Raw genomic sequence first — 12,791 nt, 5'->3', positions numbered from 1 at the left:
GATAGCATTGACATGGCTGATCCTGTTCCCTCATCACCTTCCTGGAAGGGGGGCCGCTCGCGTGAGTGTGCTCGACGAGATCATCGACGGCGTACGTGCCGACCTCGCGGAGCGGCAGGCGCGTGTCGGCCTCGACGAGCTGAAGGAACGCGCGCGGCGTGCTCCCGCGGCCAAGGACGGGGCCGCCGCACTGCGCGGCGAGGGCGTCAGTGTCATCTGCGAGGTCAAGCGCTCCAGCCCCTCCAAGGGGGCGCTCGCCGCGATCGCCGACCCGGCCGCCCTTGCCGCGGACTACGAGGCGGGCGGCGCGTCCGTCATCTCGGTCCTCACCGAGGAGCGCCGGTTCGGCGGTTCGCTCGCCGACCTGGAGGCCGTCCGCGCCAAGGTCGACATCCCGATCCTGCGCAAGGACTTCATCGTCACCTCGTACCAGCTCTGGGAGGCCCGTGCCTACGGCGCCGACCTGGCCCTGCTCATCGTCGCCGCCCTCGACCAGGAGGCCCTGGTCTCCCTGATCGAGCGGGCCGAGTCCATCGGCCTGACGCCGCTCGTCGAGGTGCACGACGAGGAGGAGGTCGAGCGCGCCGTGGACGCCGGGGCGAAGGTCATCGGCGTCAACGCGCGCAACCTGAAGGACCTCAAGGTCGACCGCTCCACCTTCGAGCGCGTCGGCCCCGAGATCCCGGATCACATCGTCAAGATCGCCGAGTCCGGTGTCCGGGGTCCGCACGACCTGATCGCGTACGCCAACGCGGGCGCCGACGCGGTGCTCGTGGGCGAGTCCCTGGTCACCGGCCGCGACCCCCGGGGCGCCGTCGCCGACCTGGTCGCCGCGGGCGCCCACCCGGCGCTGCGGCACGGGCGGGGTTGACCGCGACCGTGACCGCCGACCGTCCCGATTCGCCCCGCACCCGGCCGGGCCCGCGCCCGACCGGTGCGACGGCCGTCCGGGGCCCGTTCACGCCGTCGGCGCGCGGCGGCCACCCGCCCGTCCCCCTCGACCACCCCCAGCCGAGGCGCTGCGCGCCGCCCTTCTGGCACCGGGGTTGCCGCGCCCCGGCGCGCCGGGTGCACGGCCGACGGGTGCGGTACGTGATCGGCGACGAGCCCGGCCAGGTCAACGGCATGCGATGGCGCACGGGGTCCGCGCCCTAGCGAGCCCCGGCCGACGTACCCGCACCACCTCTGTACGTATGACCGCACCGTCCGACCGCTCCCGGTCGCGGCGGCGCTCCGCTCACGGCGCATACGGTGAAACCACCCATTGCGATGTCGAGGAGCATGTCGGATGTCATCTGACTTCTTCATCCCGGACCCGGAGGGTCTGATTCCCAGCGCTGAGGGGTACTTCGGCGCGTTCGGCGGCAAGTTCATCCCGGAGGCGCTCGTCGCCGCCGTGGACGAGGTCGCCGTCGAGTACGACAAGGCCAAGGCCGACCCGGCCTTCGCCGCCGAGCTGAACGCGCTCATGGTCGACTACACCGGTCGGCCCAGCGCGCTGACCGAGGTCCGACGCTTCGCCGAGCACGCCGGCGGCGCCCGGATCTTCCTCAAGCGCGAGGACCTGAACCACACCGGCTCGCACAAGATCAACAACGTGCTGGGCCAGGCGCTGCTCACCCGGCGCATGGGGAAGACCCGGGTCATCGCCGAGACGGGGGCCGGCCAGCACGGCGTCGCCACCGCCACCGCCTGCGCGCTCTTCGGGCTCGACTGCACCATCTACATGGGCGAGATCGACACCCGGCGGCAGGCGCTGAACGTGGCGCGGATGCGGATGCTCGGCGCCGAGGTCATCGCCGTGAAGTCCGGCTCCCGGACGCTCAAGGACGCCATCAACGAGGCGTTCCGCGACTGGGTCGCCAACGTGGACCACACCCACTACCTCTTCGGCACCGTCGCCGGACCGCACCCCTTCCCCGCCATGGTCCGCGACTTCCACCGGGTCATCGGCGTCGAGGCGCGCCGCCAGATCCTGGAGCACACCGGCCGGCTCCCGGACGCCGCGATCGCCTGTGTGGGCGGCGGCTCCAACGCCATCGGGCTCTTCCACGCCTTCATCCCGGACGCCCGCGTCCGCCTGATCGGCTGCGAGCCCGCCGGGCACGGCGTGGAGACCGGAGAGCACGCGGCGACCCTGACCGCGGGCGAGCCCGGCATCCTGCACGGCTCGCGCAGCTACGTCCTCCAGGACGACGAGGGCCAGATCACCGAGCCGTACTCCATCTCGGCCGGTCTGGACTACCCGGGCATCGGCCCGGAGCACGCGTACCTGAAGGACACCGGCCGCGCGGAGTACCGCGCGGTCACCGACGACGCCGCCATGCAGGCGCTGCGTCTCCTGTCCCGCACCGAGGGGATCATCCCGGCGATCGAGAGCGCCCACGCGCTGGCCGGGGCCCTGGAGATCGGCAAGGAACTCGGCAAGGACGGGCTGCTCGTGGTCAATCTGTCCGGACGCGGCGACAAGGACATGGACACGGCGGCCCGCTACTTCGGGCTGTACGACGAGACCGACGGGGTCGTCGAGGCCGATGTGGCCGACGGGGAAGAGGAGGTCACCAAGTGAGCGGCAATGTCGAGTTGCTGAGTTCCACCCTCGCGCGGGCCAAGGCGGAGAACAGGGCGGCGCTCATCGCGTACCTCCCGGCGGGCTTCCCGACCGTCGACGGCGCCATCGCCGCGGTGAAGGAGGTCGTGGCGGGCGGCGCGGACATCGTCGAGGTGGGGCTGCCGCACAGCGACCCGGTCCTCGACGGCCCGGTCATCCAGACCGCCGACGACATCGCTCTGCGCGGCGGCGTCAGGATCGCGGACGTGATGCGCACGGTCCGCGAGGCGCACGAGGCGACCGGCGCCCCGATCCTCGTCATGACGTATTGGAACCCGATCGACCGGTACGGCGTCGAGCGCTTCACCACCGAACTCGCCGAGGCGGGCGGCGCCGGGTGCATCCTGCCCGACCTGCCGGTCCAGGAATCCGCGCTGTGGCGCGAGCACGCCGACAAGCGCGGTCTGGCGACCGTCTTCGTCGTCGCGCCCAGCAGCAAGGACGAGCGCCTGGCCACCATCACGGCGGCCGGTTCCGGCTTCGTCTACGCGGCCTCGCTGATGGGCGTCACCGGCACCCGCGAGTCCGTCGGAGAGCGGGCCCAGGACCTGGTCGAGCGCACCCGCGCCACCACGTCCCTCCCGGTCTGCGTCGGCCTCGGCGTCTCGAACGCCCGGCAGGCGGCCGAGGTCGCGGGCTTCGCGGACGGGGTGATCGTCGGCTCCGCCTTCGTCAAGGGGCTGCTCGACGCTCCCGACGAGGAGGCCGGCCTGGCCGCCGTCCGCACCCTGGCGGGCGAACTCGCCGAAGGCGTGCGAAAGCGCTGAGAGGGTCCGGCCGCGGAGCCCGCGGCCGGACGCTCCGCATCGGCGTCATCCGAACGGGTGGACCTGGACCGGGGAGGCGCGCGCGTGCCTCCCCGGTTCGTTGCTGCGGGTGTGAGCGAGAAGAACGAACACGGGAAAAGGGCGGCGCGCGAACGGCTCGCCCGGCAGCGCGAGCGCGAGGAGGCCCGCGAGCGCCGCAGGCGGTCGCTGATCGTCGGCGGTGCCGTGGTGGGGGTGCTGGGGCTGGCCGCCGTCGTCGGCGTGATCGCCGCGAACTCGGGCGACAAGGGGGAGAAGGAGAAGGCGGCGGGCCCCCTCGTCGCACCGTCCGGGGCCACCGGCAAGGACGGCCTGGCCATCCGGTCCGGCGCGGACGACGCCCCGTCCACGCTCACCATCTGGGAGGACTTCCGCTGCCCGGTCTGCGCCCAGTTCGAGAACGCCTTCCGGGACACCTTCCACGAGCTGGAGCGCGCCGGCCGGATCAGGACCGAGTACCACCTCGCCACGATCATCGACGGCAACCTCGGCGGCTCGGGATCGCTGAGGGCGGCCAACGCGGCGGCCTGCGCGCAGGACGCCGGCAAGTTCTCCGCCTACCACGACATCCTCTTCCGCAACCAGCCGCAGGAGACGGTCGACGCCTTCGCGGACAACGGCAAGCTGATCGACCTCGCGGGCAAGGTCCCGGGCCTCGACACTCCGGCCTTCCGCGGCTGTGTGAACGACGCGAAGCACGACGGCTGGGTCCAGAAGTCCAACACGGCGTTCCGGACCAGTGGCTTCAACGGCACGCCGACCGTACTGCTCAACGGCGAGCCGATCTTCCCGAAGAAGGGGAACGAACCGATCACCGTGGCGAACCTGAAGAAGTGGGTCGCCGAGGCCGAAAAGGCCAAGAAGTCCGCCACGGCCAGGGCCACGGGCACGCCCGCGTCCGGCGCGCCCGCCTCCGGTGCGTCCGGCGCGTCCGCCGCAGGCACGGCCCCGCCCGCGTCCGGCGCACGGGCGCCCGCCGCGGGTGCGTCCGCCACGCCCCCGCCCGCCGTGGCCTCGCCCGCTCCGTCCGCTTCCTGACCGCCGCCCGACGACGGTCCCCCGGGGGACGCCCCTCGCCTTCCGGCCCGAGGAGAGCCGCCGCCCGGGCCGCGGAAAGCGGCCCCTGCAGGCGCGGGCCGGGCCCGCGGGCCGCCGGAATCGGGCCGGGGAAGGCGCGGCCCGGGGGCGCGGGGGACGACGCGCCCGTTACGCAGACGTTGCCGGGTGGGTTGCCCCGGGCCCCACCCGGCAGGGTAGCGTCGACCCTGCCATGGACCTTGCCTACATTCCCAGCCCGTCGACCGGCGTGATCTATCTCGGACCGATCCCGCTCCGCGGCTACGCGTTCTGCATCATCATCGGTGTCTTCGTCGCCGTCTGGCTCGGCAACAGGCGCTGGGTCGCCCGGGGCGGCCGCGACGGCACCGTCGCCGACATCGCCGTCTGGGCAGTGCCCTTCGGCCTGGTCGGCGGCCGGCTCTACCACGTCATCACCGACTACCAGCTGTACTTCGGCGAGGGCGAGAACTGGGTCGACGCCTTCAAGATCTGGGAGGGCGGTCTCGGCATCTGGGGCGCGATCGCGCTCGGTGCTGTGGGCGCCTGGATCGGCTGCCGCCGTCGCGGCATCCCGCTGCCCGCCCTGGCGGACACCCTCGCTCCCGGCATCGCCCTGGCCCAGGCGATCGGCCGGTGGGGCAACTGGTTCAACCAGGAGCTGTACGGCAAGCCGACCGATCTGCCGTGGGCGCTGGAGATCAGCGAGGGCCCCAACCGCGTCGCCGGCACGTACCACCCGACGTTCCTGTACGAGTCGCTGTGGTGCATCGGCGTCGCCGTGCTGGTGATCTGGGCGGAGCGCCGCTTCCGGCTCGGACACGGCCGGGTGTTCGCGCTGTACGTCGCCGCGTACTGCGCGGGGCGCGCCTGGATCGAGTACATGCGGGTCGACGAGGCCCACCACATCCTGGGCCTGCGCCTGAACGTGTGGACCGCGCTGATCGTGTTGGTGCTGGCGGTGGCGTACATCGTGATCTCGGCGAAGCTGCGACCGGGCCGCGAGGAGATCGTGGAGCCGGCGGCGGCCGAGGGCACGGCGGACGCCGGTGGCATCGAGGACGCGAAGGGCCCGGAGGACCTGAAGGACGCGACGGGCACCAAGGACATCAAGAACGGCAAGGGCGCCGAGGACGCCGAGGACGGTGACGCCCCGGGCGGGGCGGACAGCGGGAGCGGCCTCTCCGAGGCGGCCGAGAAAGCCTGAGCCGTGTGCGCCCGCACCTGAACCCACCCATCGGGACGTCGACGTCGTCGGCGCACGCGGGATCCTGATCACTGCGCCCCGCCGGGTTCCTTGAGTTCTAGTGGTCGTCGTACGGTGCGGACCGCGAGGCGCAAGGCCGGGCCCGGAGCCGACGGGCCAGGCTGTGAGCCCTCCGCCCCCGAGGGCCGACGGAACCGTCGGCACCGGCCGGTCAGCGCGCCCGGTGCGCCAGTGCCAGGGTGCGGTGGGCCGAGGCCACCACGGCCGCGTCGACGAACCGGCCGTCCGGCAGGGCCAGCGCGCCCTGCTCCGTCACGGCCGCCGTCACGATCTCCTCCGCCGCCTCGACCTCCTGGGCCGTCGGCCGGAACGCCCGTTCGATGACGGGGAGTTGGCGGGGGTGGATCGCCGCCCGGCCGAGGAAGCCCAGGGACCGGCCGTGCGCGCAGGACGCGCGCAGCCCGTCCAGGTCCTGTACGTCGGGGAACACCGACTGGGCGGGGGGAGCGAGTCCGGCCGCGCGGGCGGCGACCACGACCCGGCTGCGCGACCAGTCGAGCCCGGGGTCGTCACCGACCCCCAGATCGGCCCGGAGGTCGGCCTCGCCCAGGGCGATGGAGCGCACCTGGGGATGGGCGGCGGCGATCGTGTACGCGTGCTCCACGCCGAGGGCCGACTCCAGCAACGGACACAGCGCCACCCCCGGCGCCACCGCCGCGAGGCGGTGGACGGTGGCCGCGTGCGTGATCTTCGGCAGCCGGAGCCCGGCGAGGCCCGGCAGACCGGCCAGGGCACGCACGTCCGCCTCGGTGCGGACGCGGACGTGGAGCGGCACGGCGGTGTCGCCGGACGCCTCGGACAGCAGCTCGGCGGTGGCCGCCCGGGCGTATTCCCTGCGGTGGGGGGCGACCGCGTCCTCCAGGTCGACGATCACCACGTCCGCGCCCGCGTCGCGCGCCTTGCGCACCACCTCCGGCCGGTCGCCGGGGACGTAGAGCAGGGTGAGCGGGACCGCCGCCGTCACAGCACGTGCTCCGCCCGTAGTGCGGCGATCTCCGGGGCCGACAGGCCGAGCCCGGTGAGGATCTCGTCGGTGTCCGCGCCGTGCGGCCGTCCCGCCCAGCGGATCGCGCCGGGTGTCCCGGAGAGGCGGAACAGGACGTTCTGCATCCGCAGCGGTCCCAGCTCCGGGTCGTCGACCTCGGCGATGGAGCCCAGCGCCCGGTACTGCGGGTCCTCCATCACGTCGCGGACGTCGTACACGGGAGCGATCGCCGCCTCCGCCTTCTCGAACGCGCGCAGGGCCTGCGCGCGGGTGTGCCGGGCGATCCAGTCGCCGACCGCCTCGTCGAGTTCGTCGGCGTGCTCCGCGCGGGTGGTGCCGGAGCCGAACCAGGGTTCGTCGATCAGCTCCGGCCGGCCGACCAGGCGCATGACCCGTTCCGCGACCGACTGCGCGGAGGTGGAGACCGCGACCCAGTGTCCGTCGGAGGTGCGGTACGTGTTGCGCGGGGCGTTGTTGCGGGAGCGGTTGCCGGTGCGCTGCTGGACATGGCCGAGCTGGTCGTACCAGAGGGGCTGGGGGCCGAGCACGGTCAGGATCGGCTCGATGATCGCCATGTCGACGACCTGCCCCTCTCCGGTCCGGTCGCGCGCGGCGAGCGCGGTCATCACGGCGTACGCGGTGGCGAGTGCCGCGATCGAGTCGGCGAGCCCGAACGGCGGCAGCGTGGGCGGTGCGTCCGGCTCCCCGGTGATCGCGGCGAAACCACTCATCGCCTCCGCCAACGTGCCGAAGCCGGGACGGCGCGCGTACGGGCCGAACTGGCCGAAGCCCGTGACCCGGGCCAGCACCAGCCTGGGGTTCGCGGCGTGCAGCTCGGCCGGGCCCAGGCCCCAGCGTTCCAGCGTCCCGGGCCGGAAGTTCTCGACGACCACATCGGTGTCGACGGCCAGCCGCAGCAGGAGGTCGCGCCCGGCGGGGGCGGAGAGATCGAGGGTCAGATTGCGTTTGTTGCGGCCCAGCAGCTTCCACCACAGGCCGACACCGTCCTTCGTGGGTCCGTGCCCGCGCGAGGGATCGGGTGTGCGCGGGTGCTCCACCTTGATCACCTCGGCGCCGAAGTCCCCCAGCATGGTGGCGGCGAGCGGGCCCGCGAAGAGCGTGGCGAGGTCGACGACCCGCAGTCCGGTCAGGGGTGCCTGCGCGGGCGCGTTCATGCGGCGTCGATCTCGCTGCGGTACGGCATGGAGACCGAAGCGCCCGGCCGCTGTACGCACAGCGCGGCGGCGGACGTCGCCCAGGCCAGCGCCTCGGGCGCGGGCCGCTGTTCGCCGAGCGCCACGGCCAGGGTGCCGACGAAGGTGTCCCCGGCCCCGGTGGTGTCGACGACGGTGACCTCGGGGGCGGGGAGGAGGACGGATTCGCGGTCCCGGGCCGCGTACAGACAGCCCTTCGCGCCGAGGGTGACGACGACCTCGGGGACCCGGCCGAGCAGGATCTGGGCCGCCGCGTGCGGGTCCGTGACGCCGGTCAGGGCGGACGCCTCGTGCTCGTTGGGGATCAACAGGTCGACGCAGTCAAGGAGTTCGGAGGGAAGCGGTCGCACGGGAGAGGGGGTGAGCAGGGTGCGCACGCCGTGGGCGCGCGCGATCCGTGCCCCGTCCGTCACGACGGACAGCGGCAGTTCCAGTTGGAGGAGCAGCAGGTCGGCGGCGGCGATCGCGGCCGTCTCGCCGTGGCCGAGCGCGGTGATGGCGCCGTTGGCGCCGGGGATCACCACGATGGAGTTGCCGCCCAGGTCGTCGACGACGATGTGCGCGGTGCCGCTGGGGCCGTCGACGGTGTGCAGCAGATCGGTGTCGACCCCCGCGTGCTCCAGGCCGCTTCGCAGCAGGGCGCCGTACGCGTCGTTGCCGACCGCGCCGATCATCGTCACGTCGCCGCCCGCGCGGGCGGCCGCGACGGCCTGGTTGGCTCCCTTGCCGCCGGGAATGGTGCGGAACTCCCGTCCCGTCACGGTCTCTCCGCGCCGCGGAGCCCGTGCGACGTATGCGACAAGGTCCATGTTGGTGCTGCCGAGCACCGCGATGCCGGTCATGGGCGGTGTGCCTCCTCGGGGTCGGTCCGGTGGGGTCGGTCCGGTGACTGCGTCGTCGGCGGGCGTTCCCGTGGCGCGTTCAGCGGGCGCGGGTGCGGCGTCCCGCGCTCCGGACCCCGGCGTCGTCGCGGACATCGACGTTGTCGTGGACATCGGGGACGCCATGGGCATCGGGAACGTCATGGGCGAATTGTCCACCCGGGGGGCCCCGGTTCCCTGTCTGCCAGCAGCCCGGCGAGTTCGACGAGATCGGTGCCCGCGAGCCGGGGCAGCGCGCATCCGGCGAGGGTGCGGCACGCCTCGCGCCACCCGTCCGGCAGGGCGCCGATGCCGCCGAGCGTACCGGTCAGCGCGCCTGCGAGGGCGGGCGCCGAGTCGGCCACCCGCGACAGGCACGCCGCCGCGGGGACGGCCTCGGCGATCCGGCCGCGCGCGGCGGTGGCCAGGGCGAGGGCGACCGGGACGGTCTCGGCTGCGGCGATCCCGTAGCTGTAGACGTGGTCGACGATCTGGTGCTCCAGCACCGGTACGAGGGAGAAGACTCCCGCCTCCTCGCCGACGAATCCGCGCGCGATCCGGACGGCGTGGGCGGCGTTGCGGGCGATCTCCGTGCCGTCGGGGAGCTGCGCGAGCGCGGCGTCCACCGCGCCGTCCACGTCCGCGCCGCCCAGCGCCCCGGCGATCGCGGCGGCCATGGCGCGGGCACCGTGCACACCGTCGCCGTCCTGGGTGTAGCGGGCGTCGAACTCGGCGAGGTCGGCCGCGGCGGCCGGGTCCCCCGGATGGGCGGCGGCCAGGACGGCGGCCCGCACACAGGCCGCGTCGTCGAAGTAGTGCGGGTTGTCGTGGCCGGTGGCGGGCGGGCGCAGTCCGGCGGCGAGATTGCCGAGCCCGGCCCGCACCGAGATCCGGGCCCGCAGCGGGAGCACCGCCGACTCGACCTCGGGGGCCCGGGCGGCGGCCTCGGCGACCTCGGCCGCCAGCGCGTTCCAGGCGATGTCGACGGCGACGCGCAGACGCCGCTCCGGGGACAGCCCGCGCAGTGGTCCGGCCGCCGGGGCGAGCACGGTCCCGGCGGCGAACGCCGCCCATTCGGCGTCGTCGGAGGGGCCGAGCCGCAGCGGCTCGGGCGGCTGGTTGAGCGCGATGGGGACGGGCAGGGTGGTCGTGGCGTTCTGCTCCGCGAAGGTGTCGAGCTCACGGGTGAGGCGACGGGTCCATTCGGGCATCCGGGCCGCCCGGTGCCGCGCGGCCGGCCAGCCCGCTGCGTCCCCCGCGGCGAGCCCGAGCAGGAGCCCCTCGACGCGGGCGCGGTGCCCGGGGGCGCTCCCGGACCCGGTCCGGCGCCGGGCGACCGGGGCGCCGTGCTCGGCCCGGGCGCCGTGCGGCGGCGGTGTTGCGGGCCGGGGCGGGGGAGGGGGCGTGTCCCGGCGCGCGGTGGCGCACGGGGCGGCGGTGGCGTCCGGACGGTCCGTCGCGGGTCCGGGTGCGGTGCGGGGCGCGCCGGCTTCCGTCCACGTCGTGCCGGTCCCTGTGAAGGGCGCGCCGGCTCCCGTACGGGCCGTGCCTGCGGTCGCGGGGGCCGAGCGCGGCCGGGAGGCACGCTCCCCGGCCGGTGCACGGCCCGCGTCCCGTACGGCACCGGGCGGTTCCCCGACGTCCCCCTCGTGCGTCGCGTCCGCCTCGTGCGCCGTGTCCGGAGCGTGCGTCGCGTCCGGCGCGGTGAGGAGTTCCGCGATGTCCAGGACGTGGTGGCCCCGCATCGACGGCAGGCAACTGCCCCGGACGGGACCGATCGCCTCCGCCCAGGGCCGCGGGATCGCGGACGCCCCGTTCAGGGCACCGGCCAGTGCCCCCGCGACCGCGGCCGTGGTGTCCGCGTCCCGACCCATGTTGACGGCGGTCAGCACCGCCGTACGGAAGTCGCCGCGGGCCGCCGCGAACGCGCCGAAGGCCAGGCCGACCGCCTCGGGGGCCAGGTCCGTCCACGGGTAGCCGCCGACGACCACCGCGGAACGCACCGCGCGCTCCATGGTCAGCCGGTCGGGGTACGTGCGCTGTGCGGCGGTCACCGCGCGCCGCAGCGAGCGCGCCGTCCACGAGTCCATGGGGACGACGGACAGCGCGGCGGCGATCACCGTGACGACCCCGGCGCCCGTCATCGCGGCGGCCACCCCCGCCGCCACCGCCCGGCCCCCGTAGATGCCCTCCCCGTCATGGCTGACCTGTCCGTCCACCGCGACCAGCCGCGCCGCCTCGTCCGGCCGGCCCGCCGCGAAGACACCGAACGGCGCGGCCCGCATCGCCAGGCCGTCGCTCCAGGCGTGCCGGTGCTGGGCGGAGATCGGGGCGGCCAGGCCCCGGCGGAGGTTCTCCAGGGTGCCCCGTTCACTGAACCCGGCGCCGCGGAACGGTCCCTCGTCGAGGTCGGCGATCCACAGGTGCCAGGCCCGCTCCACATGGGTGACGGTGAGCGCCGAACCGTGCCGGGCGAGCAGCAGCCCGGAGAAGATCGCGTACTCCGTGTCGTCCGTGCCCGCCGGGTCCTCCCGCACGAAGCCCTCGATGCGGCCCCAGCGACGGCGGATCTCGGACGGCCGGAGGTTCTCCGCAGGTGCGCCCAGCGCGTCACCGACCGCGAGACCGAGCAGGGCGCCGCGGGCCCGGTCGGTACGGGGCGCGTCGCCCCGGACGCCCCGCGTCCGCGTCCACGCCGGACTTCCAGAAGTCGAATCCATCGTGCGCCGACCCTTCGCTCGTACCGGACCGGTTCAGGTACTTGATCGATCTGTGCCACATCACGACCCGGCAAAGGCTGATATTCAAGGCAAAAGGCCCAGTCGGATGAGGGGGCCCGGACAGCAAGGAAGGCCGTACTTACCTGGTTACGGAGGGTGGTAAGTACGGCCTTCCTTGCTGGCGGGAGCCATTTTTCGTGCGTACTTTCGATGGTGCTGGGCGGGGTGGAGCACATGAACCCGCCATCGGAAGGGGAGAACCGTGGCCATCATCGAGACCGACGCCGTACTGCACGAGGCGCACCGCGACAACCACACCCACCGCGACGTGAACGGTGGCTGGCTGCGTCCGGCGGTCTTCGGGGCCATGGACGGCCTGGTCTCCAACCTCGCCCTGATGACCGGGGTCGCGGGCGGTGCCGTCTCCCAGCAGACGATCGTGATCACCGGCCTCGCGGGTCTCGCCGCGGGCGCGTTCTCCATGGCGGCCGGTGAGTACACCTCCGTCGCCTCGCAGCGCGAGCTGGTCGAGGCGGAGCTGGACGTCGAGCGGCGCGAGCTGCGCAAGCACCCCAAGGACGAGGAGCGGGAGCTCGCCGCGCTGTACGAGGCCCGGGGCGTCGAGCCGGGGCTCGCCCGCGAGGTGGCACGGCAGCTTTCGCGCGACCCCGAACAGGCACTGGAGATCCACGCCCGCGAGGAGCTCGGCGTCGATCCCGCCGACCTTCCCTCGCCACTCGTCGCCGCCGTGTCGTCCTTCGGTTCGTTCGCTCTGGGCGCCCTGCTGCCGGTGCTGCCGTATCTGCTGGGGGCGAGCGCGTTGTGGCCGGCCGTGCTGCTCGCGCTGGCCGGGCTGTTCGCCTGCGGTGCGGTCGTAGCCAGGGTGACGGCGCGCAGCTGGCTGTACAGCGGGCTGCGTCAGCTCGTGCTGGGCGGGACCGCCGCGGCGGTCACCTACGGTCTGGGCACGCTGTTCGGTGTGGCCGTCGGGGGCTGACGGGGCTCCTGGTGTCCCTCCCGGAGAAGTGCCGGGCGGCGCGACGGGGGGCGAACCTTGCCGGTCACGGCACCACCAGGGCGAGCGGAACGAAACGGGCGGGCCCGTTCCGCGCTTGGCGCGCCCTTTCTGCTTCCGGGGTGGGAACGCCCCGCGTCTGTGCGCGCCCCCGTCGCGCGTCTTGCGTGCCCGGCCTCCCGCGTCTGCCGTGGGCACGCTCCGCCGTCCTCCGCCCGCGTGATGCGCTTCGGCCGGTCGTGTGATGTACGTCCTGA

At 74.1% G+C, this 12,791-nt stretch carries 9 protein-coding genes and 2 pseudogenes; 6 read left to right on the top strand and 5 right to left on the bottom strand.

Going from position 1 to position 12,791, the window contains the following annotated elements:
* Positions 1-61: 61 nt before the first annotated feature.
* The 5 genes from trpC (at position 62) to lgt (ending at position 5,680) form a co-directional block, all read left to right on the top strand.
* Positions 62-871 carry an indole-3-glycerol phosphate synthase TrpC gene (trpC, locus tag ACGF2V_RS06655; RefSeq protein WP_073788761.1) on the top strand — a complete coding sequence of 270 codons (810 nt, stop codon included), beginning with the start codon at positions 62-64 and terminating at the stop codon, positions 869-871.
* Between the two features lie 417 nt (positions 872-1,288).
* Positions 1,289-2,569, top strand: a complete 1,281-nt coding sequence (gene trpB, locus ACGF2V_RS06650; protein ID WP_362621180.1) for a tryptophan synthase subunit beta — start codon at positions 1,289-1,291, stop codon at positions 2,567-2,569.
* Complete coding sequence (gene trpA, locus ACGF2V_RS06645) at positions 2,566-3,378, top strand: tryptophan synthase subunit alpha (RefSeq protein WP_362621178.1); 813 nt, start codon at positions 2,566-2,568, stop codon at positions 3,376-3,378. Before trpB ends, trpA begins: the two co-directional genes overlap by 4 nt.
* A 111-nt stretch (positions 3,379-3,489) precedes the next feature.
* Complete coding sequence (locus tag ACGF2V_RS06640) at positions 3,490-4,455, top strand: thioredoxin domain-containing protein (RefSeq protein WP_362621177.1); 966 nt, start codon at positions 3,490-3,492, stop codon at positions 4,453-4,455.
* Between the two features lie 232 nt (positions 4,456-4,687).
* Positions 4,688-5,680 (top strand): prolipoprotein diacylglyceryl transferase, encoded by a 993-nt coding sequence (gene lgt / locus ACGF2V_RS06635; protein WP_362621175.1) that lies wholly within the window; start codon positions 4,688-4,690, stop codon positions 5,678-5,680.
* A 211-nt stretch (positions 5,681-5,891) separates the two neighbouring features.
* Here the strand turns inward: lgt and ACGF2V_RS06630 are convergent, their stop codons facing one another.
* The 5 genes and pseudogenes from ACGF2V_RS06630 to ACGF2V_RS06610 form a co-directional block, all read right to left on the bottom strand.
* Positions 5,892-6,704: a CoA ester lyase gene (locus tag ACGF2V_RS06630; protein WP_362621173.1), complete on the bottom strand. Its 813-nt coding sequence runs from the start codon at positions 6,702-6,704 to the stop codon at positions 5,892-5,894.
* Positions 6,701-7,900 carry a CoA transferase gene (locus ACGF2V_RS06625; protein WP_362621171.1) on the bottom strand — a complete coding sequence of 400 codons (1,200 nt, stop codon included), beginning with the start codon at positions 7,898-7,900 and terminating at the stop codon, positions 6,701-6,703. The genes ACGF2V_RS06630 and ACGF2V_RS06625 overlap by 4 nt, the downstream gene beginning before the upstream one ends.
* Positions 7,897-8,781, bottom strand: a complete 885-nt coding sequence (gene rbsK / locus ACGF2V_RS06620; RefSeq protein WP_362621169.1) for a ribokinase — start codon at positions 8,779-8,781, stop codon at positions 7,897-7,899. Before rbsK ends, ACGF2V_RS06625 begins: the two co-directional genes overlap by 4 nt.
* 79 nt (positions 8,782-8,860) lie before the next feature.
* Positions 8,861-10,073 (bottom strand): annotated as a pseudogene (locus ACGF2V_RS06615) (ADP-ribosylglycohydrolase family protein).
* A 417-nt stretch (positions 10,074-10,490) separates the two neighbouring features.
* A pseudogene (locus tag ACGF2V_RS06610) lies at positions 10,491-11,519 on the bottom strand (ADP-ribosylglycohydrolase family protein); the annotation flags it as partial.
* Positions 11,520-11,781: 262 nt separating this feature from the next.
* On the opposite strand from ACGF2V_RS06610, the gene ACGF2V_RS06605 reads away from it, so the two are divergent.
* Positions 11,782-12,516, top strand: a complete 735-nt coding sequence (locus tag ACGF2V_RS06605; RefSeq protein WP_362621167.1) for a VIT1/CCC1 transporter family protein — start codon at positions 11,782-11,784, stop codon at positions 12,514-12,516.
* The last annotated feature ends 275 nt before the right edge of the window (positions 12,517-12,791 follow it).

The organism is Streptomyces sp. NPDC047982 (assembly GCF_043204165.1).
Taxonomy (GTDB): Bacteria; Actinomycetota; Actinomycetes; order Streptomycetales; family Streptomycetaceae; genus Streptomyces.
This window is presented reverse-complemented; position numbering and strand designations above follow the sequence as displayed.

Excerpts from the sequence above, each read along its gene's own strand:
- trpB (WP_362621180.1), top strand. The coding sequence starts at position 1,289 with ATGTCATCTGACTTCTTCATCCCGGACCCGGAGGGTCTGATTCCCAGC.
- lgt (WP_362621175.1), top strand. The coding sequence starts at position 4,688 with ATGGACCTTGCCTACATTCCCAGCCCGTCGACCGGCGTGATCTATCTC.
- ACGF2V_RS06625 (WP_362621171.1), bottom strand. The coding sequence starts at position 7,900 with ATGAACGCGCCCGCGCAGGCACCCCTGACCGGACTGCGGGTCGTCGAC.
- rbsK (WP_362621169.1), bottom strand. The coding sequence starts at position 8,781 with ATGACCGGCATCGCGGTGCTCGGCAGCACCAACATGGACCTTGTCGCA.